The organism is Pararhodobacter sp. SW119 (assembly GCF_017811755.1).
Taxonomy (GTDB): domain Bacteria; phylum Pseudomonadota; class Alphaproteobacteria; order Rhodobacterales; family Rhodobacteraceae; genus Pararhodobacter.
Genome location: NZ_JADDJF010000002.1, coordinates 126,498 through 148,685, shown reverse-complemented (window position 1 = coordinate 148,685; position 22,188 = coordinate 126,498). Strand labels below are relative to the sequence as shown.

The window sequence follows — 22,188 nt, the reverse complement described above, 5'->3', positions numbered from 1 at the left end:
AAGTCCATGCAAGAATCCGCGCGCACCATCCTGACCTGCAGTTGCGAAGGGACGATGCCGCTGGACGCCGACGCGCTCGGCCATGCGGGCGCGGCCGGCCGGCCGGCGCATCAGCTTTGCCGCGCGCAGCTTTCCAGTTTCCGCGCAGCCCTGGGCGCGTTCGATGCCGTAACCGTGACCTGCACGCAGGAAGCGCCGCTTTTCGCCGAGGTGGCCGAGGCCGAGGGGTTCGACGGCGCGCTCGATTTCGTGAACATCCGCGAGGCGGCGGGCTGGTCCGAAGCCGCCGCCAAGGCCGGGCCGAAGATGGCGGCGCTGATCGCCATGGCCGGTGTCGCGCCCGCCCCGTTCGAGACGGTGAGCCTGGAAAGCGAGGGCGTGACCCTGGTTCTGGGCCGCGACGCGGTGGCCGTGGAGGCCGCGCAATTGCTGGCCGAGGTGCTGGACCTCACGGTGCTGCTACTGCCGGGGGCCGAGGTCACGCCGCCGCGTCGGGCGATCTTTCCGGTGCTGCAGGGGCGCGTGCGCGCTGCGCAGGGCCATCTGGGCGCGTTCGAGCTGACGGTGGACGACTACGCCGCGCCGGCGCCGTCGTCGCGCAGCCGGCTGGAGTTCGAGGCGACGCGCGACGGCGCCGTGTCGCGCTGCGATCTGGTGATCGACCTGACCGGCGCGCCGCCGCTTTTCTCTGCCGATGCGTTGCGCCCGGGCTACCTGCGCGCCGATCCGCGCGACCCGGTCGCCGTGGCGCGGCTGATCGCGCGGGCGCAGGGTATGGTCGGAACCTTCGACAAGCCGAAATACATCGATTTCCGCGCCGACCTCTGCGCCCATTCGCGCAACCGGATCACCGGCTGCACGCGCTGCCTGGGCCTGTGTCCGACCGGCGCGATCGAGCCGGCGGGCGACAGCGTGGCGATCGATCCGCTGATCTGCGCGGGTTGCGGGCAATGCGCGGCGGCCTGTCCCACGGGCGCGGCCTCCTACGCGCTGCCGCGGGTCGAGGCGCTGGCGCTGAAGCTGCGCGCCGGGCTGCGGGCCTGGTACGCGGCCGGCGGGCAGGGGGCCCCCGTCTTGCTGCTGCACGATGATGACCACGGCGCGGCGCTGATCGATGCTGCGGCCCGGTTCGGGCGCGGGCTGCCGGCGCATGCGATCCCGGTGCAGATCAACGACGCGGGCCAGGTCGGCCCCGAAGTCTTCGCCGCCGCGCTGGCCTGGGGGGCGGGGGCGGTGCGGGTGCTGACGAAAGCCCGGCCCGCGCATCCGCTCGACGGGCTGGAAGAAACGCTGGCACTGATGGAGGTGATCAGCGCCGAGACCGGCTATCCGGCCGAGGTTTGCGGACTGATCCAGACCGACGATCCCGACGTGCTGGAGGCTGCGCTGTGGCGCGACCCCGTGCCGGCGCGGGTGGGCCGGTCGTCCTTCCTGCCGCCGGCGGACAAGCGCGGCCTGCTGACGCTGGCGATGGCCGAGATGAACCGCGCCGCGCCGGACCCGACCCGGCAGATCGACCTGCCCGCCGGCGCGCCCTTCGGTGCGGTGGTTCTGGACCGGGACGCCTGCACGCTGTGCCTGGCCTGCGTCGGGGTCTGCCCGACGGGCGCGCTGGGCGACAATCCCGACCGGCCGATGCTGCGCTTCACCGAGGCGGCGTGCGTGCAGTGCGGGCTGTGCGCGGCGACCTGCCCCGAGGACGCGATCACGCTGGCCCCGCAGATCGACTTTGCCGCGTGGGAGGCGCCGAAGCGGGTGCTGAAGGAGGAGGAGCCCTTTGCCTGCACCGGCTGCGGCAAGCCCTTCGGCACGCGGTCCTCGATCGAGCGGGTGATGGCCAGGCTCGACGGGCACTGGATGTATTCGGGGCTCGACGGCGAGAAGCGGCGGGAGTTGATGACACTTTGCGACGATTGCCGCACCGAGCGCGTGGTGATCGCGGGCTTCGATCCGCACGAGAAGACCCATTGAGCGTGGCGGGGTGCGCAAATTTGCGCACTCCTTCAAGGCGTTGAAATAAAGTGAAAATCCGGCGACGTTAACCGCAATGAAACTTTAGGCCGACGCCGTCAGGAGCGCAATTGGCGCGGCAGGGCGGGGCCGAGTGCTCGACCCGGCGCGCGAGACGGGGATGCCCGGTTGCGGGGGATGACGGTCCGCGCGCCGGATGGGCGGTCGCCGCCCTCGGGACCCGCAGGCGCTACCGCTTGAAATCGCCCACCGCGTAGCCCTGCAGGTAAAGAAGCGCGGTCAGGTCGCCGTGGTTGATGCGCAGATCGCAGCGTTCGGCGACGACCGGCTTGGCGTGCAGCGCCACCCCGGCACCGGCGCGCGCCAGCATGCCCAGGTCGTTCGCGCCGTCGCCCACCGCCATGACCTCGGCGGGCGTGATCCCCAGCCGCGCGGTGATCGCGTCGAGCGCGTCGATCTTGGCCTGCCGGCCGAGGATCGGTTCCACCACGGTTCCGGTCAAACGGCCGGCGTCGATTTCCAGCCGGTTGGCGCGATGCTCGTCGAAGCCCAGTTCGGCGGCGACGCGTTCGGTGAAGGCGGTGAAGCCGCCGGAGACGAGCGCGGTATGCGCGCCGTGCGCCTTCATCGTCGCTACCAGGTCCCGCCCGCCGGGGGTGAAGGTGATGCGCTCGGCCAGCACGCGGTCCACGATCGCCGCATCCGTGTCCCTGAAAAGCGCGACGCGCGCGCGCAGGGCGGGTTCGAATTCCAGTTCGCCATTCATCGCCTGCGCGGTGATCCGGGCCACCTGCGGGCCGAAACCGGCCAGGTCGGCCAGCTCGTCGATGCATTCCTGCGCGATCATCGTGCTGTCCATGTCGGCCAGCAGCATGCGCTTGCGCCGGCCTGCAGCGGGCTGCACCGCCAGATCGACGCCCTGCGCCTGCAGATCGGCCCAGACATCCCACCGGTTCGCGGGCGGCGTGGCGAGGTCGATTTCGGCCGCGATGCCGGGGTTGAGCCAGCGCGCTTCGCCCCCGCCCCAGGCGTTGCGCAAGGCCTCGACCAACGCGGCATCCAGACCGGCCCGCGCCGGATCGGTGAGCAGGGTCGCTACATGCACGGCCGATACCTCCTGAGCTGCCGCGCTTTGGCGCGGACGGCCGTGGGATTAGGGCAATTGCGTCCGAAGCGCCAGAGGCCGGCGGTCGAGGCGCGCCGTGCATGCCCTAGCCCTTCGTTGCGCGCTGGCCGGAACAGCGCCTTGTCCGATATCCGTCTTGCAATGGCACCTGTCCCGGGTCTTATCCGGCATCGCTGGCGTGCATCTGCAGCACCTCGAAGGGCACCACATCCAGCGTGCGGCGATGGGTCGCGCGCATCCGGACCCGGGGTGCAGCGCCTTCCTCGTGCGCCTGCAGGAAGCGCGCGGCGCACAGGCACCAGTGATCGCCGGGCTTGAGCCCGGCAAAGCCCCATTCCGGGCGCGGCGTCGAGAGGTCGTTGCCGAGGTATTTCGAGAGTGCCAGAAATTCCGCGGTCATCTGCGCGCAGACGGTGTGCAGGCCGCGATCCTCGGGCCCGGTGTCGCAGCAGCCGTTGCGGAAGAAGCCGGTGACCGGGTCGGTCGAGCAGTCCTCGAGCTCGCTGCCCAGCACGTTGATCGAGGGTTCCTTCATCGGCGGTTCCTTCCGGTATCAGAGGTTGGCCCACGCCAGAGACTGGCGGCGCCGCCCCCGAGTGTGGCAGGGTGCGGCAGGCGATGACAAGGGGAGGATTGGCGTGACGCAGATGATCGAGGTCGAGGTCAACTGCCCGGATGTCGAAACCGCGCGGGTGATCGCGCGGGCCACGGTGGAGGCCGGACTGGCGGCCTGCGCCAATGTCGTCGCCGGGGTGGAAAGCGTCTACCTGTGGCAGGGGCGGGTCGAAAGCGACCCCGAGGTGACGCTGCGCATGAAAAGCCGGATGGCGGTGTTCGACCGGCTGTGCGCGCTGATCGCCCGGCACCATCCCTACGATCTGCCGGCGATCGTGGCGCTGCCGGTGCTGGCAGCCAACCCCGGCTACGCCGACTGGTTGGACGAGGGCACGCGCGGCTGAAAAAAACCGCGCCCGCGGGCGCGGAAACCGGATCTTCGCGGCGCTGACGAGGGAGGCAGCGCCGCGATTGCCGTCAGCTGCTGACGGGTGCGATGCAGGTTCCGGTCTGGCTGTCCCAGACGGTGCCGTCGGCGCAGGTCGTCGCGGTCTGCGCCGGTTTCATGTCGCTGCACATCGCCAGGGCGATGCCCGGGCTTGCGATCAGGACCAGAGCGGCAAGAGTGAGTTTGGTTTTCATGGGCTTTCCTCCATTGCTCGTGCGGTGGAAGATAACACGGAAATGCAGGTTTCCAGTCATTTTCGGCAGTTTTCCCGGCCCGTCGGCGAAATTTTGTGTCGCGCGCCCGTTATTCGGGCAGCGATGGCAGCGACCGCGTTGACCTTGGGCGCGGCTTGGCGACAATCGCGCGATGACCGGATTTGCCGCGCGACTCAGCCGTGTACCCCTTCCCTTCGACCGCGAGGCCGGCGCCGAGGTCGCAGCGCAGTTCGACGACCTTGCGCCCGAGCTGCGCGAGCTGCTGGTCGGCACGGCCGGGTGCAGCCCCTTCCTGAAGGCCCTGATCGAGGGCGAGGCCGACTGGCTGCGCGCCGCCCTGCACGATGGACCCGAAGCCGCGCTCGATGGCCTGCTGGCCGGTTTGCAGCCCGACACCCCGAAGGCCACCGACAGCGCGCTGCGCCAGGCCAAGGGGCGGGTGGCGTTGCTGGTCGCGCTGGCCGATCTGGCCGGCGTCTGGCCGCTGGAGGAGGTGACCGGCGCGCTGACCCGCTTTGCCGATGCCGCCGTCCAGCGCGCGCTGGCCACCCATCTGGGCGAGGAGATCCGGCGCGGCAAGCTGCCCGGCGCGCAAGCCGACGACGCCGAATCCGGCGCCGGGATGGTGGCGCTGGCGATGGGCAAGATGGGCGCGTTCGAGCTGAACTATTCCTCGGACATCGACCTGATCTGCCTCTTCGACGAGTCGCGCTTCGACGCCGACGACTATCACGACGCGCGCGCCGCCTTCATCCGGGCGACGCGCAAGGCGGCGGCGACGCTGTCGGACCACACCGGCGAGGGCTATGTCTTTCGCACCGACCTGCGCCTGCGCCCCGACGCCAGCGTCACCCCGGTCTGCATCTCGATGGACGCGGCGGAGCGGTATTACGAAAGCCTGGGCCGGACCTGGGAACGCGCCGCCTATATCAAGGCGCGGCCCTGCGCCGGCGACATCGCGGCGGGGTGGCGCTTCCTGGAAACCCTGCGCCCCTTCGTCTGGCGCCGGCATCTGGATTTCGCCGCGATCCAGGACGCGCACGACATGCGCCTGCGTATCCGCACCCACAAGGGACTGGGCGGGGCGCTGTCGCTGGACGGGCACGACCTGAAGCTGGGGCGCGGCGGCATCCGCGAGATCGAGTTCTTCACCCAGACCCGGCAGTTGATCGCCGGCGGCCGCGATCCCGACCTGCGCCAGCGCGACACGCTGGGCGGGTTGTCGGCGCTGGCGTCCAAGGGCTGGGTGCCCGGCGAGGTCTCGGAAAAGCTGCAGGCGCATTACCGCGCGCACCGTGAGCTGGAACACCGGCTGCAGATGGTGGGCGACGCGCAGACCCAGCTTCTGCCCGGCAACCCGCAGGGGTTCGACCGGATCGCGCGCTTTCTGGGCGAGGCGGACACCGAGGCGTTTCGCGCGCATCTGAAGGAGCGTCTGGAAGAAGTCGCAGTGCTGACCGAGGATTTCTTCGCCCCCGCCGAGGCCGCACCGATGCCCGAGATCAGCGACACGCAGCGCGAGATCGTCGAGGGCTGGCGCGCCTATCCCGCCCTGCGCTCGGCCCGCGCGCGCGAGATCTTCAAGCGGCTGCGGCCGGAGATCCTTGAACGCCTGCAGCGCGCCGCACATCCCGAGGAGGCGCTGGTCAGCTTCGATCGGTTCCTCGGCGGGCTGCCGGCCGGCGTGCAACTATTTTCGCTCTTCGACGCCAATCCCAGCCTGATCGATCTTCTGATCGACGTCTGCGCCACCGCGCCGCAACTGGGGCAGTACCTGGCGCGGAACTCGGGCGTCTTCGACGCGGTGATTGGTGGCGACTTCTTTGCCGACTGGCCGGGCGCGGTGGCGCTGCAGGCCGATCTGGCGGCGCAGTTGCGCGCCGCGGGCGACTACGAGCGCAAACTCGACCGCTCCCGCGCCTGGGCCAAGGAATGGCATTTCCGGGTGGGGGTCCATCATCTGCGCGGGGTGATCGACGCGTTCGAGGCCGCGACGCAATACGCGCAACTGGCCGATGCGGTGATTGCCGCGCTCTGGCCGGTGGTTCTGGCCGAGTTCGCGCGCAAGCACGGCGATCCGCCGGGGCGGGGGGCGGTGGTCCTGGGCATGGGGTCGCTGGGCGCGCAGCGGTTGAACGCGGAGTCCGACCTGGACCTGATCGTGATCTACGATGCCGACAGTGGCGACGCGTCCGAGGGATCGCGCCCGCTGACCTCGCGCCCCTACTATGCGCGGCTGACGCAGGCGCTGGTCACCGCGCTCTCGGCCCCGATGGCCGAAGGGCGGCTTTACGAGGTCGACATGCGCCTGCGTCCGTCGGGCCGGCAGGGGCCGGTGGCGACCGCGCTGCAATCCTTCCGCAACTACCAGCGTGACGAGGCCTGGACCTGGGAACATCTGGCGCTGACCCGTGCCCGCCCGGTCGCCGGCGCCGTCAACCTTTTCGAGGAGATCGAGGACTTCCGCCGCACGCTTCTGGCCGAGAAGGCGCAGGGCGACGGCATCGCGGCGGATGTCGCGGCGATGCGCGCGCGCCTGCGCGCGGCCAAGCCGGGGCAGGGCGGGCTGAATGTCAAGGACGGTCCGGGCCGACTGCAGGAGATCGAGTTGTTCGCGCAGATGGGTGCCTTGCGCGCCGCCTCGCCGGCGCGGCGGACCGAACAGCAGCTGCTGGCCGCCCGCCGCGCCGGGGTGATCGATACAGACGACGAGGCGGAGTTGGGCGCGGCGTACCGGCTGCTGTGGCGTGTCCATTGCACGTTGCGGCTGCTGGGCGGCGGTCCGGTCAATCCCGCCACGCTCGGCAAGGGGGGCCTCGCGCTGCTGCTGCGCGAAACCGGCGCGGACGATCTGGCCGCCCTGAGCGCCGAGATCGAGGCCCGCACGAGCGCCGCCGCGCGGATCGTCAGCGCGGCCCTGCCGGACGCGACCGACGCGTGATCCTTGCAAAGCCCGTGCGATGCAGGCGCGGCGATGGTATCCTTGCAGGCCGGGGCGCCTGACGGGCAGGCCGCCCCGTCAGGGATCACCGCGATGAAGATATTCCACTGCCCGGACTGCCGCGCGAACCTGTTCTTCGGGAACCTGGTCTGCAGCTGCGGTCTGGCCGTCGGGCACGATCCGGTGGCGCAGCGTTTCGTGACCGACCAGCCGTTCTGCGCCAACCGCGACCGACTCGGCTGCAACTGGATCTGCGCGCCGGGCCGGCATTTCTGCGAAAGCTGTCGCCTGACCAGTGTGCACCCCGACCTGTCTGTGCCGGGCAACGGCCTTCTGTGGGCCCGGGCCGAGGCGGCGAAGCGGCATGTGCTGGCCGGGCTGATGCGGTGGGGCTGGTTCGACCCGCGCGACAACGGCCCGCGCCCCGAGTTCCACATGCTGGCCGAGGCCACCGCCGGCGGCCCGGTCAGCGTCATGATGGGGCACGCGTCGGGCCTGGTGACGATCAACCTCGCCGAGGCCGATGCGTCTGAACGCGTGCGCCGGCGCGAGATGCTGGGCGAGCCCTATCGCACCCTGATCGGCCATTTCCGCCACGAGATCGCGCATTTCCTTTTCGAACGGTTGTCGGACTCGGACGTCTTCGTCACCGATTTTCGCGCCCTCATGGGGGACGAGACGCAGGACTACGCGGCCGCGTTGGCGCGCCATTACGATCAGGGACCGCCGGCGGAGTGGCAGGCGGCGCATGTCACGCCCTATGCCGCCGCGCATCCTCACGAAGACTGGGCCGAGAGCGCCGCGCACGCCATGCACCTGACCGACATCGTCGACAGCTTCCTCGCCGCCGGGCTCAGCGCCGCCGCCGCGCCCGCCGAAGGATACGACGCCTTTGCCGAAACCGACCCCGCGCACCTGCTGGACGCCGCGATCGCCATCGGCGTGGCGATGAACCACGTCAATCGCGCCGTCGGGCAGCCGGACCTCTATCCCTTCGTCAACTCTGCGGGCGCGCGAAAGAAGCTGGCCTTCGCCCTCTACTGGCTGGCGCTGCCGACCGCGCGTTAGGCGCCGTCCAGGCTCGGGACAGCCGCCGGGCCCTGGCGGGACGGCGAGCCCGCGCCCGCGCCGCCCCGGCCCCTTGCGACCCCCCGGCGGAACGATTATCCGCGAACGCGATCCGCCCTGCAGACGCGTTGGAGCCTCGATGCCATCCCCTCCACCCCTACCGGCACGGTCCGAGCCGCTGTTCATCCTGGGTTGCGTGCGCTCGGGCACCACGCTGGTTAGGGACCTTCTGCGCCGCCAGCCGAACGTGATCTGCCCCGAGGAGACGCACTATTTCCGCTATGGCGAGCCGTTCCGCACCGGCGGGCACAGCCATCCGCTGCTCAATTCCCCAACGCTGCTGAAACACCGCGAGATCGACGGCATCCCGCCCGAGGCGTTCCGGAAGATGCTGATGCAGTCGCGCACGCGGGGCGAGTTGCTGTGCCGGCATGTCCACCACATGGCCGGGGCGCGCGGGCTGGACGACTACCGCTGGTTCGACAAGACCCCGCAGAACGTCTACGGCCTGCCCCTGATCCTGGCCGAGTTTCCGAAGGCGCGCATCCTGCACCTGGTCCGCAACCCGCTCAATGTCGTCGCCAGTCTGAAACTGGGCAAGGTGATGAAGGTGACCGACATCCACGGCGCCTGCAATTACTGGATCGAGGCGGTGACGATCATCCGGCAGATGCGGGCCCGCCTGAACGACCGCCTGCTGGAACTGCGCTACGAGGACGTGACCGCCGACCCGGTGGCCTCGATGCGGACGCTGCTGGCCTTCTCGGGCCTCGGCACGCAGGAGGGGGTCTATTCCGCCCGGGACGCGCACGAGGAGCGCAACCAGTACCTGGACATCCTTTCGCAGGAGGAGCGCGCCAAGGTGGCGCAACGCTGCGCCGCGCTGGCGGCGGACTATGGCTACGATCTGCGGTGAACGGGCGCATCCCAGACGGGCGCGGGTTGGTATCGGGGTTGCGCCGGCGCGCGGTTGCGGGAAAGCTGCGCCAGATGCGTGCCGGCGATAACCGGCGCGGGCGACAGCGGGTCGCGGAAGGCGTGAAGGGGCAGGACGGATGATGAGGGCGGCGATCGTCGGGTTGGGGCGCTGGGGACAGGTCCTAGTGAATTCGGTGCAGGGACGGTCCGAGCGGATCCGCTTTGTCGCCGCGGCCACGGGCCGGCCGGAACGGGCGGCGGATTTCGCCGAACGCCAGCGGATCGAGGTTCTGCCGGATCTGGACGCGATCCTGACGCGCGACGATATCGATGCCGTGGTGCTGGCCACCCCGCACAGCCAGCATGGCGCGCAGATCGTCGCGGCATCCGCGCAGGGACGGCCGGTCCTGTGCGAAAAGCCGCTGACCCTGACGCTGGCAGAGGCGCGCACGGCCTGGGACGCCGCCGACGCTGCCGGGGTCTTGCTGGCGGCGGCGCATAACCGGCGCTTTCTGCCCGCCTATCGCCGGCTGCTGGAGCTGGTGCAGTCGAACCACCTGGGCGAGATCTTGCAGGTTTTCGGCAACCATTCCTGGGCGCAGGCGGGCTACACGCCGGACCACTGGCGCAGCCGGGTCGAGGAAAGCCCGGCGGGCGGCATGGCAGGCTTGGGCATCCATGTCGTCGACGCGATGATGGGGCTGGGGCTGCGCGCGGAGGCCGTGCGCGTGATGACGCGGGGCGAGGATCTGGCGCGCCCGCGCACGCTGACCGCCGCCATCGATTTCGACAGCGGCGCGATCGGCCTGCTGACCACGATCAACGGCCCCGGCCGCACCTGGCGGATCGAGGTGTTGGGCTCCGAGGGGCGCGCGGCGATGGATGGCGAGGGACGGCTGATTTATGCCCGGGCGGGCGCGCCCGAGACGCGCATCGATTTCGGCGGCTTCGACAAGGAGGCCGCCGAATTGGAGGCCTTTGCCGAAGCGGTCGGCGGCGGCGCGCCCTGGCCGGTGACGCGAGACGAGGGGCTGGCCGGGATCGCGCTCTTCGAGGCGATCTGCACCGGCGCCACGACACCGGACGAGCGCCAACCGGTCGCGCGCACGGAGGGCGCGCCCACGGGCTGATCCGTTTCGCGGGCGCCGGACGGCGGGGTGCTCAAATTTGAGCACTTCGCCAAGCCCATGTTATCAAAGCAGAGTTCCGCGCCGTTAACCGCAATGAAACTTTTGGCGCGGGCGCCGGAAGGCGGGCGATCGGGTCTCGCCCTGCGCTCAGGCGTCGTGAATGCGGGTCATGGCCGGGCCTTCGTGTTCGATTGCGGCGCGGTACATGCCTTCGCAGTTGAAGGGCAGGGCGACGCGACCCTGCGCGTCGACAGCGACGAGGCCGCCGCTGCCGTCGTTCTTTGCCAGGTCCTGCATCACCACCCAATCCGCCGCATCCGCCAGCGACTGGCCGGCGTGGCGGATCCGGGCGGCGATCTCGTGCGCCGCGGCGAAGCGGATGAAGACCTCGCCATGGCCGGTGCCGGAGACGGCGCAGGTGGCGTTGTCGGCGAAGGTGCCGGAACCGATGATCGGCGTGTCGCCGACGCGGCCCGGCGTCTTGGCGGTCATGCCGCCGGTCGAGGTGGCGGCGGCGAGGTTGCCGGCCCGATCGCGGGCGACGGCGCCGACGGTGCCGTGGCGGCGCGCGGGGTCGTCGTCCTCGGCCCCGGTGGCGCGCATGCGCAGCGTGTCCTGCAGCGCCTTCCAGCGGGCCTCGGTGAAGAAGTGGTCGGGGTCTGCAAAGGTCAGCCCCGCCTCGCGCGCGAGCTTCAGGGCACCCTCGCCGATCATCATCACATGCGCGCTGCGCTCCATCACCGCGCGGGCGGCGAGGATCGGGTTGCGCGGCCCGAAGATACCGGCCACCGCGCCGGCGCGGCGGTCCCGGCCGTCCATGATCGCGGCGTCCATTTCCTGCACGCCGTCGCTGTTGAAGACCGCACCGCGCCCGGCATTGAAAAGCGGCGCATCCTCCAGCGCCATGACCGCGGCGGTCACCGCATCCAGTGCCGTGCCATCGGCGCGCAGCACCGCCGCGCCCGCCTCCAGCGCGTCGCGCAGCGCCGCGTGGTAGCCCGCCGCCGCGTCTTCGGTCAGAGAGGCCTTGCGTATGGTGCCGGCCCCGCCGTGGAGTGCGATCGAGAATTTCGTCATCTGGTCTTCCGTCCTGTTGCCGCGCGACCCCGCGCGATTTTCCGGGTCCATCCGCTCAGGCATGGCCCCCGTCCACCGACAGCACCTGGCCGGAGATCCACCCCGCCTGATCCGAGGCGAGGAAAACCACGGCGGGCGCGATATCCTCGGGCCGGCCCAGCCGGCGCATGTGGATGTTGCCGACCACCGCCGCCTGACGCTCGGCCCCGAAGGCGTCCCATTGCTTCTCGGTCGAGGGGTTGGACAGCACGAAGCCCGGCGCGATGGAATTGACCGTGATCCCCTGCGGCCCCAGGTCCAGCGCCAGTTGCCGGGTCAGCCCGACCAGCGCGTGCTTGGCGGCGCAATAGGCGTGCAGCCCGGTCAGGCTGGGCCGCAGCCCCGCGCCCGAGGAGATGGTGACGACCCGCCCCCAGCCCGCCGTGCGCATCGTGGGCGCCAGCGCCTGCACGCACCAGAGCGTGCCTTCGACATTGGCCTCGAAGATCGTGCGCCAGCGCTCCGGCGTCACCTCCTCGACCGGGCCGCCGACCTGGCCGCGCACGCCGCCGGCGCTGCCGACATAGCCGAGGACCGGGCCATCGGCGCTGACCGTCTCGATCATGGCGCGCACCGCGTCGCGGTCGCCCAGATCGCAGACCTGGCGCGTAAGGCCGGGCAGGTCGCCCAGCCGGTCCATCCCGGCCGCGTCCATGTCCACCGCGATCACCTCGGCGCCGGCGGCCAGCAACTGCCGCGCAATCTCGGCGCCGATGCCCTGCGCGGCGCCGGTGACCAGGAACCGCTTTCCGCCCAGATCTACGCGCATGCCGGCACCAGCGCGTCGAGCGCCCCCACCGATTGTTCGCGCCGGCCATCCTCGATCTCGTGGATCAGGTCCACCAGCCGCGACAGAACCGGCACCGGCACGCCCAGGTCGCGCCCGATCGTCACCATCGGCGCGATCTGCGCGTCGACCTCGGTCTTGCGCTTGCGCACGGCCAGGTCGCGCCAGATGCCGGAATGGGTCTTGGCGGTCTTGCGGTTGTGCGCGACCATCGCCGCGACCGAGGCCTGCATCGCCGCCTCGGGCGCGCCGGGGGCAAAGGCCGCGGGGTCGAAACCGTTGAAGCCCACGGGCGTGATCCCTTGCGCCGCGGCCAGCGCCATCACCTCCTGCCCTAGGGCGCGGAAGACCGGGTAATGCGCCGTGCGGGCCAGCGAATCGGACATGGAATCGTGCGTCAGCGCCGTGGCGAAGAGAAGCGCGCCATAGCCCATCTTGCCCCAGAGATAGCCCCAGATGTTGTCGGTCATCACCGCCTCGGGCTCGACGATGCGTAGAAGCGCGTGCATTTCCTGCAGGCGCGGGGTGGTGCTGCCGTCCAGTTCGCCCACGGCGACGGCGGCGCGGTTGCCGTAGAGGACGCGCCCCGGCTCCAGCCAGTCGGCGCCGAAGTTGACGAAGCAGCCCATGGTCCGCTCCGCCCCGGCGCGCGCGGCGATCACCCGCTCGTTCAGCCCGTTCTGCGCCGACAGGATGAAGCCGCCGGGCGCCAGATGCGGCAGCAACTGCTCCAGCGCGGCCTCGGTGTGGTGCGCCTTCACCGCCAGCACGATGCGGTCGTAGGTGCCGGTTACCTCGTCCGGCGTCACGGCATCGAGGCGCTGGGTGAATTCCTCCACCGGCCCCTCGATATGCAAGCCCCCCTCGCGCATCGCCGCGACATGCTCGGCCACGATGTCGACGGCGCGCACGGGCTGGCCGGCGCGCGCCCAATAGGCCGCCAGCACCCCGCCGATGGCGCCGGTGCCCCAGATCAGGATCGGTTGGTTCATGCCCAGTCCCCTTCCAGCAGCGCGCGCGTCTCGGCGACGCCAGTTTCCCACAGCGCATGGCTGTCGGCATCGGGGCGCTGATAATAGCCGCCGTAGTTTCCGTCGCCGATCAGCTCGCGCACGGCGCGGGCGTCGCGGTCGCGCAGGCGGTCGAAATCGACCATCGGCTTGCGCTGGTCGGGCAAGGTGCGGCCGGGCAGGCGGGTCCAGGGAAAGTTCTCCATCCAGGATGCGTGGCTCGCCTGCGGGTCGATTTCCTGCACCTTGGCCCAGGTCGCCGGCGCGTTCCACCAGTTGTGAAACCGCGCCCGCGCGCCCGACTTGTCGGCCATCCACTCCATCGTCACCGGCTGCACCGGGCTGTTGCCGCCATGGCCATTGACGATCAGCACGCGGCGGAAGCCGGTCGCGTAGAGGCTGTCGAGGATGTCGCGCACCAGCGCCGCATAGGTCGAGAGCCGCAGCGAGACCGAGCCGGGAAAGCCCATGAAATAGGGCGTCAGGCCGTAGGCGACGGCGGGAAAGACCGGCACGCCCAGGGGCTCGGCGGCGTCACTCGCCATCTTCTCGGCCAGGATCGAATCGACCGACAGGCTCAGGTAGGCGTGCTGCTCGGTGCTGCCCAGCGGCAGCACGCAGCGGTCGTCATGCTTGAGGTAGTCTTCGACCTCAAACCAGTTGCAGTCGCTGATGCGCATCACTCTCCCCTCGTTGGGTGATCAGTTCGGCCCGCCGCGCGTCCAGCGCCGGCAGCAGATCGTCGCGGATCGACCGGGGATCGGGCGTGTGCAGGTACTCGATGGCGGTCTGCGCGCCGCTGATCCGCTCGGCCAGGTAGTCGGCGCCGGAGGCGTAGATCAGCACCCCGGCTTCGGCGGCGGCGGCGTCGAGGCCGGGGTCGTCGCGGGCCATGGTCTGCATGTCCAGCACATGCGGCGCGAACCGCTGCAGGCCGGTTTTCATCAGCGGCAGGAAATGCGGGAAATAGGACACCGCCAGCACCCGTGTTTCGGGCTGCAGCGACGCCAGGCTGACGCGCGTCGCCTCGTCGGGGATGAAGGTCAGCCCGACCACCGGCAGGTGCCGGCAGAGCTGCGCGGCGTCCGTGACCAGGTTGCGCGGCGTGACGATCAGGTCGGCATTCGGCGGCCCGCCGGCCTTGAGGTCGTCGAAGGTCATCGCAAAAACCGTGTCGCCGCTGCCGACATGGGCCGAAAGCGTGCGCGCGTAGATTTCGGTGGTGGCGGGGAAGTGGCTGAGCACGGCGATGCGCAGCCCGTGGCAGCCGGCCAGGCCGGGGCTGCTGGACAGGCGCGCGGCCAGTTCCGCCGGCGACAGGCCCAGTTCCGCGCCCAGCCGCACCAGTTCGGCGATACGCCGGCGCAGTTCGCGGTGTTTCTCGAACTCCGGCGCCATGTCGGTCCGGTTGCGGGCGACGAAGCTGCCGGCGCCGACCCGGCTTTCGATCAGCCCGGCGTCGCGCAGCCCGGCATAGACCCCGGCCACGGTGACCGGCGACAGGCCGAACATCCGCGCCAGCGACCGGACCGAGGGCAGGCGCATGGCTTCGGGCAACTCGCCGGTGGCGATGCCGAACTCCAGCGCGCCGCGCAGCTGGACCGACACCGGGATCGGCGACGAGCGGTCGATCGCCGTCACGATCGGGCGCAGAGCGGCGGCAATGGGGGTCCTGTTCTTGGCCATGCCGTATCAATGCATGAATACACTTTGTGCGGCAAGTCCATTTATTACGCGCTTTCCGTCCTATACGTACGGAAGTTGCGCGAAACGGCTTGACCGCCGTCGGAAACCACGCATAGTGTGCCAGTCAATGATAACACTTGGCGACAATGCGGAGGAAGCCATGACTCTCAATACCCTTCGCGCCGGAGTAGCGGCGCTGGCCATCATGGCGGGGGCGACCCTGCCCGTCATGGCACAGGATCTGACCATCGGCTTGCGGGCCGGGCCGGATTCGATCGACCCCCACTGGTCCACGCTCGGCAGCCAGGCCGAAGCGCTGCGCCACATCTTCGACACGCTCGTCGGCGTGGACGAGAACCTGCAGCTGGAACCCGCGCTGGCCACCAGCTGGGAGCCGATCAGCCCCACGACCTGGGAATTCAAGATCCGCGAAGGCGTCAAGTTCCACGACGGCTCGGACCTGACCGCCGAGGACGTCAAGTTCTCGATCGAGCGTATCCCCGAAGTCACCGGCCCGATGTCGATGACGATCTACACCAAGTCCGTGGAATCGGTCGAGGTGATCGACGACTACACGCTGCACGTCCACACTGCCGGTACCGCGCCGTCGCTGCCCAACGACTTCATCCGCCTCTTCGTCGTGCCCGCCTCGATCGGCATGGAGGTCGGCAACGAGGAGTTCAACTCGGGCGAATCCGCCATCGGCACCGGCCCCTATCGCTTCGTCAGCTGGGAGCCGAAGGGCGATCTGGTGATGGAACGCTTCGACGACTACTGGGGCGAGGCGCCGCATTGGGAGCGCGTCGTGCGCAAGGAAATCCCCGATGACGCCGCGCGCGTTGCCGCGCTGCGCTCGGGCCAGGTCGACCTGATCAACTACGTCCCGGCGTCGGACTACCTGACGATGCAGAACGACTCAAGCCTCGACACCTTCGTGTCGGATTCGGTCTACATCCTGAACGTGCAGCCGGTGGTGCGGGACGAACTGCCGCAGAAGGTCCGCGTCAACGGTCAGGAGATCGACGAGAACCCGCTGCAGGACCTGCGCGTGCGCACCGCGCTCGATCTGGCCATCGACCGTGACACGCTGGTCCGCGTCGTGCTCGAAGGGCTGGGCACGCCCGCCAACCAGCTGATGCCCGAGGGCTTCTTCGGCTACTCGACCGAACTCGGCCCGCGCGAATACAACCTCGACGAGGCCCGCCGCCTGCTCGAGGAAGCCGGCTACGCCGACGGGTTCGAGATCGATTTCACCTGCACCAACAACCGCGTCCCCGGCGACTCGGTCGTGTGCGAGGCGCTGGCGCAGATGTGGTCGCGCCTGGGCCTGACGGTGAACGCGCAGGCGCTCAACGGCACGGTCTTCTTCCCGGCCGCCGCGCGCGAGGAATACTCGCTCGCCATGTCCGCCTGGGGCACCCTGACCGGCGAGGCGTCCTATACCTACGGCTCGCTTCTGCACACCAAGGACCCCGAACTGGGCCTCGGCGCCTTCAACCGCACGGGCTATTCGAACGCCGAGTTCGACGACCTCTTCCAGCAGGCGCGCGAGAACCTCGATGACGATGCGCGGCGCGAACTTTACGAGGAAGCCTCGCGGATCGTCATGGAAGACCGCGCGCTGATCCCGACGGTGATCCTGCAGACGGTCTGGGCCGCGCCGACGGGCACCCTGACCTTCACCCCGCGGGTCGATCAGGAAACGCTGGCCTACCGCATCACGCCGGTATCCGACTGATCCCGGTCCGGGGCTTGTCGGTCAGGGCGAACCTGACCGATCCCCGCCTTGCACATTGACCCCGGCCGGCCCGCCGGCCGGGGTTTTCCCATCCGCAGGTCCCCATGATCGCCTTCATCCTCCAGCGCCTGATGCAATCGGTCCTCGTGGTCTTTGCCATGTCGGTGATCGTCTTCGTCGGCGTCTACGCCATCGGCAACCCCATCGACGTGCTGATCGATCCGGGCGCCACCCAATCGATCCGCGACGCGCTCATCGAACGCTACGGCCTCGACCAACCGCTCTGGCGCCAGTATTTCACCTTCGTGACCAATGTCGCGCAGGGCGATCTGGGCCGCTCGATGGTCTACAACGTGCCGGTCACCTCGCTGATCTTCTCGCGCCTTCCGGCGACGCTGGAACTCGTGTTCGTCGCCATGTTCCTGGCCACCGCGCTCGGCGTGCCGCTGGGCATCTGGGCGGGCTACAAGCCCGACAGCTTCTCGTCCAAGGCGATCATGGCGCTGTCGATCCTCGGCTTTTCGGTCCCGACCTTCTGGATCGGGATGCTGCTGATCATGGGTTTCGCGGTGAACCTCGGCTGGCTGCCCTCGGGCGGGCGCGGCCTGGTGGCCGAGTTCCTGGGCTTTCGCACCTCACTGACCTCGGCCGAGGGCTGGTCGCATGTGCTGCTGCCGGCGATCAACCTGTCGCTGTTCAAGATGGGCCTGATGATCCGCCTGACTCGCGCCGGCATGGTCGAGGCGATGCGCGCCGACTACGTCAAGTTCGCCCGCGCCCAGGGCCTCAGCGAACGCGAGGTCGTCTTCGGCCATGTCCTGCGCAACATCTCCATCCCCATCGTCACCGTCTTCGGGCTTGAACTCGGCTCGACGCTGGCCTTCGCGGTGGTCACCGAAAGCGTCTTCAACTGGCCCGGCGTCGGCAAGCTGATCATCGATTCGATCCTGCAACTCGACCGGCCGGTGATGGTGTCCTACCTCGTCATGGTCGTCATCCTCTTCGTGCTGATCAACCTCGTCGTGGACATCGTCTACGCCCGGCTCGACCCGCGCGTCCGCCTGAAGGGAGAGGAGTGATGGCCGTCGCCGAGACCACCCGCCGCCAGCGCCTGTCCGAGTTCTGGTCGGATTTCGCCCAATCGCGGGTGGCGGTCGTGGCGCTGGCCGTGATCCTGGTGCTGCTCTTCCTGGCCTTCGCCTGCGAATGGGTCGCACCGCAGGACCCCTACGATCTGCGCAACCTCGACTGGCTGGACGCCTTCCTGCCCCCCGGCACGGTCGGATCGGGCGGTTATGTTCACGTCCTGGGCACCGACAACGTCGGGCGCGACATGCTTTCGGCGGTGCTTTACGGGCTGCGTACCAGCTTCATCATCGGCCTCTCGGCGGGCGCGCTGGCGCTGACCGCCGGCATCGCCGTCGGCCTGACCGCCGCCTATTTCGGCGGCCGGCTGGAGGCCGTGCTGATGCGCGTCGTCGACCTGCAGCTGTCGATGCCGGCGATCCTGATGGCGCTGGTGCTGGTCGCGCTCCTTGGCTCGGGCGTCGGGCAGATCGTGCTGGCGCTGGTCGTTGCGCAATACGCCTATTTCGCCCGCACCACCCACGGCGCCGCCACGGTCGAACGCCGCAAGGACTATATCGAGGCCGCGCGCTCCACCCCGCTGCCGACCTACCGCGTCCTCTTCCGCCACCTCTTGCCCAACGTCATGCCGCCCCTGATCGTCGTCGCCACCGTGCAGGTCGCCGCCGCCATCGCGCTCGAGGCGACGCTGTCGTTCCTCGGCGTCGGCCTGCCGCTGACCGAACCCTCCCTCGGCTCGCTCATCTCGAACGGCTTTCGCTACATTCACACGGACCGCACATGGCTTTCGCTCTATCCCGGCTTCGCCCTGATGATCACCGTGGTGGCGATCAACCTCGTGGGCGATCAGGTGCGCACCGTGCTGGACCCGAGGCAGGGGCTATGAGCGCGGCAATCGAAGTCGCGGGCCTGACCACCCAGTTCGAGACCCGCGCCGGGATCGTGACGGCGGTCAACGATGTCTCGTTCTCGGTGGGGCGGGGCAGGATCCTGGGCCTCGTCGGCGAAAGCGGCTCGGGCAAGTCGGTCACCGGCTTTTCCATCCTCGGCCTCGTCGACCCGCCGGGCCGCGTCTCGGGCGGTCAGGTCCTGGTCGCCGGCACCGACCTGCGCGGCCTTACGCCCGAGGCGATGCGCAAGATGCGCGGCAAGGCCGTGTCGATGGTCTTCCAGGACCCGATGATGACGCTCAACCCGGTGCTGCGCGTCGGCGACCAGATGGCCCGCGCCGTGCGCGCCCATGACCGCGTCTCGACCCGCGCCGCCTGGGACCGGGCGCGCGCCGCGCTCGAGGTGGTGGGCATCCCGGCCGCCGCCGAACGCCTGCACGCCTATCCGCACCAGCTCTCGGGCGGGATGCGCCAGCGCGTCGCCATCGCCATCGCCATCCTGCACCAGCCCGCGGTGCTGATCGCGGACGAACCCACCACCGCGCTCGACGTCTCCATCCAGGGCCAGATCCTGGCCGAGGTGCGCAGGCTCGCCGACGATACCGGCACCGCCATCGTCTGGATCACGCACGACCTCGCCGTCGTCTCGTCGCTGGCCGACGACATCTGCGTGATGTACGCCGGCCGCATCGTCGAACGCGGCCCGGCCGAGGCGGTGATCGCCCGCCCGCTGCATCCCTATACCCGCGGCCTGATGGACAGCGTGCCGGCGCGCCACGAACCCGGCAAGCCGCTTCCGCAGATCCCGGGTTCCACGCCGTCGCTTCTGAACCTGCCCTCGGGCTGCCCGTTCCGCAACCGCTGCCCGCGGGCGAGCGACCTCTGCACCACCGACCCGCCCGAGGTCGGCACCGCCACCCATTCCGCCCGCTGCCATCACCCGCTGGGGGACGCATGAGCGCGCTTCTGCAGATCACCGGCGTTTCCAAGCGCTTCACCCGCCACCCCAATCTGGCCGAGCGGATGCTGCACGCCGTCGGCGGCCCCGACGCCACGCAGACCGTCCACGCCCTGACCGATGTCACGCTCGAGGTCGCGCGGGGCGAGGTGCTGGGCATTGTCGGCGAATCCGGCTGCGGCAAGTCCACGCTGGGCCGCATCGTTTCGGGCATCTACATGCCCTCGGCGGGCAGCATCACGCTGGACGGCAAGCCCGTGGCCCGCGACCGCGGGGGTGCGGCCGAAAAGCTGACGACGCAGGTCCAGATGATCCACCAGGACCCCTTCGCCAGCCTCAACCCCCGCATCAAGGTCGGCCAGACCATCAGCGAGGGGCCGCATCACCACCGCGTCGTGCCGCGCGCGCAGGTCGACACGATGGTGCGCGACCTTCTTGGCCGGGTCGGGCTGGAGCCGTCCTATGCCGGGCGCCTGCCGCACCAGTTTTCGGGCGGCCAGCGCCAGCGCATCGCCATCGCCCGCGCGCTCGCCATGAACCCCGACCTCTTGGTCCTGGACGAGGCCGTGGCCTCGCTCGACGTCTCAATCCAGGCGCAGGTGCTGAACCTCTTTCTGGAACTGCGCCGCGAACTGGGGCTGACCGCGCTCTTCATCTCGCACGACCTCGGCGTGGTGCGGCATGTGTCCGACCGCGTCGCGATCATGTATCTGGGCCGCGTTGTCGAACTCGCCCCGGCCGAGCGCATCTACAACGACCCGCAGCATCCCTACACGCGCGCTCTCTTCGAATCGATCCCGGTCCTCGGCACCGGAAGGCGGGAGTTCCACCCGATCAAGGGCGAGATCCCCTCGCCACTGAACCCGCCCCCCGGCTGCGCCTTTCATCCCCGCTGCCCCCATGCCGGCCCCCGCTGCCGGGTCGAGGTGCCGGCCCTCTCGCCCGCCGCGCCCGGCCACGGCGTCGCCTGCCATCTCAACACCGGCGGGGTGGAACTCGCAGCATGACCCAGACCCTCACCGAACTCACCGCCCGGGTGAACGACTTTCTCTGCGCCGCGAACCTGCTGACCTGGGACGCGCGCACGCAGATGCCGCCAGCAGGCGCGGCGACCCGCGGCCAGCAGATCGCCACGCTCAAGGGCCAGGCGCGCGAATTGATCCTGTCGCCCGACATGCGCCGCGTCTGCGACGCGGCACTGGCCCGCACCGACGGCCAGCCCGCCGAAAACCCCGACCGGGCCGAGGCTTTGGCCGTCGCCGCCGCCATCGAGCATCACACGCGCCTGCCCGCGCGCCTTCTGCAGGCGCAGGCCGAAACCGCCCCTGTTTCGCAGGCCGCCTGGGCCGAGGCGCGCGCGCGCTCGGATTTCTCGATCTTCCTGCCCTGGCTGGAACGCACCGTGGCGCTGGCCCGCGAACAGGCCGACTGCCTCGGCTTCACAGGCCACCCCTACGACCCGATGCTGGCGGGGTTCGAGCCCGGCGAAACCGCCGCCTCCCTCCAGTCGCTCTTCGGCCGACTCCGCGCCGGGCTGCGCCCGATCCTCGAGGCCGCGCGCGCCCGCCCGCAGCCCCGCCACGATTTCCTCTTCCGCACCTACCCCGAGGCCGGCCAGCGCGCCTTCGCCCACGAACTCGCCACGCATCTGGGCTATGACTTCGCCCGCGGCCGGCTCGATACCGCCGTGCACCCGTTCGAGGTCAGCTTCACCCGGCAGGACGTGCGGATCACCACGCGCTTCACCCCCGATTACATCGCCGCCTCGATCTTCGGCACCGCGCACGAGGTCGGCCACGCGCTCTACGAGCAGAACGTCGCGCCCGACTTCACCCGCACCGCGCATGCCACCGACCTGATCTCGCTCTATGCCGTCGGCGGCACCAGCTTTGGCGCGCACGAAAGCCAGTCGCGCCTGATCGAGATGCATGTGGCGCGCGACCCGGCCTTCTGGGCGCTGCATTTCGACCGTCTGGCCGCGCATTTCCCCGACCAGCTGTCCGACGTCACCGCGGGCGAATTCGCCGCCGCCGTCAACCGCACCACGCCCGGCCTGATCCGGGTCGAGGCGGACGAGGTCTCCTACGATCTGCACATCATGCTGCGGGTCGAGATCGAGATGGCGCTGATGGACGGCAGCCTGAAACCCGCCGACGTGCCGCAGGCCTGGGCCGCCGCGATGGCGCGCGACCTTGGCGTCACCGTGCCCGACGACGCGCGCGGCTGCCTGCAGGACGTGCACTGGTCCTCGGGCTATATCGGATCCTTCGCCACCTACACGATCGGCAATGTCATGGCTGCGCAGATTATGGCGCATCTGCGGGAAAGCATCCCGACGTTGTCGGAAGACCTCGCCGCCGGCCGGCTGGAGGGACTGCGCAGCGCGCTCGCGGACGGGATCTGGCGGCACGGCCGGTCGCTCTCGCGCGACGCACTCCTGCAGCGCCTGACCGGCCGCCCCCTCGACCCCATGCCCTATCTGGCACACCTGACCCGCCGCCACGCGCCGGAACTGGGCACGGCCTGACGGGGCCGGGGCCGAAAG

The 22,188-nt window shown here is 69.9% G+C and carries 20 protein-coding genes; 12 read left to right on the top strand and 8 right to left on the bottom strand.

Translation table 11 applies throughout. The features are described from left to right. Positions 1–6 precede the first annotated feature (6 nt). Positions 7–1,971 carry a 4Fe-4S dicluster domain-containing protein gene (locus tag IM708_RS02505; RefSeq protein WP_245242952.1) on the top strand — a complete coding sequence of 655 codons (1,965 nt, stop codon included), beginning with the start codon at positions 7–9 and terminating at the stop codon, positions 1,969–1,971. Between the two features lie 229 nt (positions 1,972–2,200). Here IM708_RS02505 and serB read toward each other — a convergent pair whose 3' ends face one another. After that, positions 2,201–3,076: a phosphoserine phosphatase SerB gene (serB, locus tag IM708_RS02500; RefSeq protein WP_209424734.1), complete on the bottom strand. Its 876-nt coding sequence runs from the start codon at positions 3,074–3,076 to the stop codon at positions 2,201–2,203. A gap of 181 nt (positions 3,077–3,257) precedes the next feature. After that, on the bottom strand, positions 3,258–3,632 hold the full coding sequence (locus IM708_RS02495; RefSeq protein ID WP_209424733.1) for a DUF2237 domain-containing protein: 375 nt from the start codon (positions 3,630–3,632) through the stop codon (positions 3,258–3,260). A gap of 112 nt (positions 3,633–3,744) precedes the next feature. Here IM708_RS02495 and cutA point away from each other — a divergent pair, with 112 nt between their 5' ends. Beyond that, entirely contained in the window at positions 3,745–4,056 is a 312-nt protein-coding gene (cutA, locus tag IM708_RS02490) for a divalent-cation tolerance protein CutA (RefSeq protein WP_209424825.1), read from the top strand. Positions 4,057–4,129: 73 nt separating this feature from the next. Here cutA and IM708_RS02485 read toward each other — a convergent pair whose 3' ends face one another. Beyond that, a complete protein-coding gene (locus IM708_RS02485; protein WP_209424732.1) occupies positions 4,130–4,294 on the bottom strand; it encodes a hypothetical protein in 165 nt (54 codons plus the stop codon). Positions 4,295–4,466: 172 nt separating this feature from the next. Here IM708_RS02485 and IM708_RS02480 point away from each other — a divergent pair, with 172 nt between their 5' ends. The 4 genes from IM708_RS02480 (at position 4,467) to IM708_RS02465 (ending at position 10,372) form a co-directional block, all read left to right on the top strand. After that, a complete protein-coding gene (locus tag IM708_RS02480; RefSeq protein WP_209424731.1) occupies positions 4,467–7,256 on the top strand; it encodes a glutamine-synthetase adenylyltransferase in 2,790 nt (929 codons plus the stop codon). A 93-nt stretch (positions 7,257–7,349) separates the two neighbouring features. Continuing rightward, complete coding sequence (locus IM708_RS02475) at positions 7,350–8,324, top strand: putative zinc-binding metallopeptidase (protein ID WP_209424730.1); 975 nt, start codon at positions 7,350–7,352, stop codon at positions 8,322–8,324. A gap of 139 nt (positions 8,325–8,463) precedes the next feature. Continuing rightward, complete coding sequence (locus tag IM708_RS02470; RefSeq protein WP_209424729.1) at positions 8,464–9,240, top strand: sulfotransferase; 777 nt, start codon at positions 8,464–8,466, stop codon at positions 9,238–9,240. 142 nt (positions 9,241–9,382) lie between these two features. Continuing rightward, a complete protein-coding gene (locus IM708_RS02465) occupies positions 9,383–10,372 on the top strand; it encodes a Gfo/Idh/MocA family oxidoreductase (RefSeq protein ID WP_209424728.1) in 990 nt (329 codons plus the stop codon). Positions 10,373–10,519: 147 nt separating this feature from the next. Here IM708_RS02465 and IM708_RS02460 read toward each other — a convergent pair whose 3' ends face one another. The 5 genes from IM708_RS02460 to IM708_RS02440 are packed head-to-tail and all read right to left on the bottom strand — an operon-like array spanning position 10,520 to position 14,971. Next, entirely contained in the window at positions 10,520–11,449 is a 930-nt protein-coding gene (locus tag IM708_RS02460; RefSeq protein ID WP_209424727.1) for an isoaspartyl peptidase/L-asparaginase, read from the bottom strand. Positions 11,450–11,504: 55 nt separating this feature from the next. After that, entirely contained in the window at positions 11,505–12,257 is a 753-nt protein-coding gene (locus tag IM708_RS02455; RefSeq protein WP_209424726.1) for an SDR family NAD(P)-dependent oxidoreductase, read from the bottom strand. Beyond that, positions 12,248–13,267, bottom strand: coding sequence for a 2-dehydropantoate 2-reductase N-terminal domain-containing protein (locus IM708_RS02450; protein ID WP_209424725.1), 1,020 nt, complete (start codon positions 13,265–13,267; stop codon positions 12,248–12,250). The genes IM708_RS02455 and IM708_RS02450 overlap by 10 nt, the downstream gene beginning before the upstream one ends. Continuing rightward, positions 13,264–13,965 (bottom strand): creatininase family protein, encoded by a 702-nt coding sequence (locus IM708_RS02445; protein WP_209424724.1) that lies wholly within the window; start codon positions 13,963–13,965, stop codon positions 13,264–13,266. The genes IM708_RS02450 and IM708_RS02445 overlap by 4 nt, the downstream gene beginning before the upstream one ends. Next, positions 13,937–14,971: a GntR family transcriptional regulator gene (locus IM708_RS02440; RefSeq protein ID WP_209424723.1), complete on the bottom strand. Its 1,035-nt coding sequence runs from the start codon at positions 14,969–14,971 to the stop codon at positions 13,937–13,939. The genes IM708_RS02445 and IM708_RS02440 overlap by 29 nt, the downstream gene beginning before the upstream one ends. A gap of 160 nt (positions 14,972–15,131) precedes the next feature. Between IM708_RS02440 and IM708_RS02435 the strand changes: the two genes are divergently transcribed. From IM708_RS02435 to IM708_RS02410, 6 genes are all read left to right on the top strand, one after another. Further along, a complete protein-coding gene (locus IM708_RS02435; protein WP_209424722.1) occupies positions 15,132–16,709 on the top strand; it encodes an ABC transporter substrate-binding protein in 1,578 nt (525 codons plus the stop codon). A 104-nt stretch (positions 16,710–16,813) separates the two neighbouring features. Next, on the top strand, positions 16,814–17,788 hold the full coding sequence (locus tag IM708_RS02430) for an ABC transporter permease (RefSeq protein WP_209424721.1): 975 nt from the start codon (positions 16,814–16,816) through the stop codon (positions 17,786–17,788). After that, positions 17,788–18,681 carry an ABC transporter permease gene (locus tag IM708_RS02425; protein ID WP_209424720.1) on the top strand — a complete coding sequence of 298 codons (894 nt, stop codon included), beginning with the start codon at positions 17,788–17,790 and terminating at the stop codon, positions 18,679–18,681. The genes IM708_RS02430 and IM708_RS02425 overlap by 1 nt, the downstream gene beginning before the upstream one ends. Beyond that, the gene (locus IM708_RS02420) at positions 18,678–19,643 is read left to right on the top strand and encodes an ABC transporter ATP-binding protein (RefSeq protein ID WP_209424719.1); all 966 of its coding nucleotides are present in this window, start codon (positions 18,678–18,680) and stop codon (positions 19,641–19,643) included. Before IM708_RS02425 ends, IM708_RS02420 begins: the two co-directional genes overlap by 4 nt. Beyond that, entirely contained in the window at positions 19,640–20,650 is a 1,011-nt protein-coding gene (locus IM708_RS02415) for an oligopeptide/dipeptide ABC transporter ATP-binding protein (protein WP_209424718.1), read from the top strand. Before IM708_RS02420 ends, IM708_RS02415 begins: the two co-directional genes overlap by 4 nt. Then, a complete protein-coding gene (locus tag IM708_RS02410) occupies positions 20,647–22,170 on the top strand; it encodes a carboxypeptidase M32 (RefSeq protein ID WP_209424717.1) in 1,524 nt (507 codons plus the stop codon). Before IM708_RS02415 ends, IM708_RS02410 begins: the two co-directional genes overlap by 4 nt. The last annotated feature ends 18 nt before the right edge of the window (positions 22,171–22,188 follow it).

Coding starts and splice junctions, on each gene's coding strand:
- IM708_RS02470 (WP_209424729.1), top strand. CDS start 8,464: ATGCCATCCCCTCCACCCCTACCGGCACGGTCCGAGCCGCTGTTCATC.
- IM708_RS02415 (WP_209424718.1), top strand. CDS start 19,640: ATGAGCGCGCTTCTGCAGATCACCGGCGTTTCCAAGCGCTTCACCCGC.
- IM708_RS02420 (WP_209424719.1), top strand. CDS start 18,678: ATGAGCGCGGCAATCGAAGTCGCGGGCCTGACCACCCAGTTCGAGACC.
- IM708_RS02450 (WP_209424725.1), bottom strand. CDS start 13,267: ATGAACCAACCGATCCTGATCTGGGGCACCGGCGCCATCGGCGGGGTG.
- IM708_RS02425 (WP_209424720.1), top strand. CDS start 17,788: ATGGCCGTCGCCGAGACCACCCGCCGCCAGCGCCTGTCCGAGTTCTGG.
- IM708_RS02495 (WP_209424733.1), bottom strand. CDS start 3,632: ATGAAGGAACCCTCGATCAACGTGCTGGGCAGCGAGCTCGAGGACTGC.
- cutA (WP_209424825.1), top strand. CDS start 3,745: ATGATCGAGGTCGAGGTCAACTGCCCGGATGTCGAAACCGCGCGGGTG.
- IM708_RS02435 (WP_209424722.1), top strand. CDS start 15,132: ATGACTCTCAATACCCTTCGCGCCGGAGTAGCGGCGCTGGCCATCATG.
- IM708_RS02480 (WP_209424731.1), top strand. CDS start 4,467: ATGACCGGATTTGCCGCGCGACTCAGCCGTGTACCCCTTCCCTTCGAC.
- IM708_RS02465 (WP_209424728.1), top strand. CDS start 9,383: ATGAGGGCGGCGATCGTCGGGTTGGGGCGCTGGGGACAGGTCCTAGTG.
- IM708_RS02445 (WP_209424724.1), bottom strand. CDS start 13,965: ATGCGCATCAGCGACTGCAACTGGTTTGAGGTCGAAGACTACCTCAAG.
- IM708_RS02410 (WP_209424717.1), top strand. CDS start 20,647: ATGACCCAGACCCTCACCGAACTCACCGCCCGGGTGAACGACTTTCTC.
- IM708_RS02440 (WP_209424723.1), bottom strand. CDS start 14,971: ATGGCCAAGAACAGGACCCCCATTGCCGCCGCTCTGCGCCCGATCGTG.
- IM708_RS02475 (WP_209424730.1), top strand. CDS start 7,350: ATGAAGATATTCCACTGCCCGGACTGCCGCGCGAACCTGTTCTTCGGG.
- IM708_RS02485 (WP_209424732.1), bottom strand. CDS start 4,294: ATGAAAACCAAACTCACTCTTGCCGCTCTGGTCCTGATCGCAAGCCCG.
- IM708_RS02460 (WP_209424727.1), bottom strand. CDS start 11,449: ATGACGAAATTCTCGATCGCACTCCACGGCGGGGCCGGCACCATACGC.
- IM708_RS02430 (WP_209424721.1), top strand. CDS start 16,814: ATGATCGCCTTCATCCTCCAGCGCCTGATGCAATCGGTCCTCGTGGTC.
- IM708_RS02455 (WP_209424726.1), bottom strand. CDS start 12,257: ATGCGCGTAGATCTGGGCGGAAAGCGGTTCCTGGTCACCGGCGCCGCG.
- IM708_RS02505 (WP_245242952.1), top strand. CDS start 7: ATGCAAGAATCCGCGCGCACCATCCTGACCTGCAGTTGCGAAGGGACG.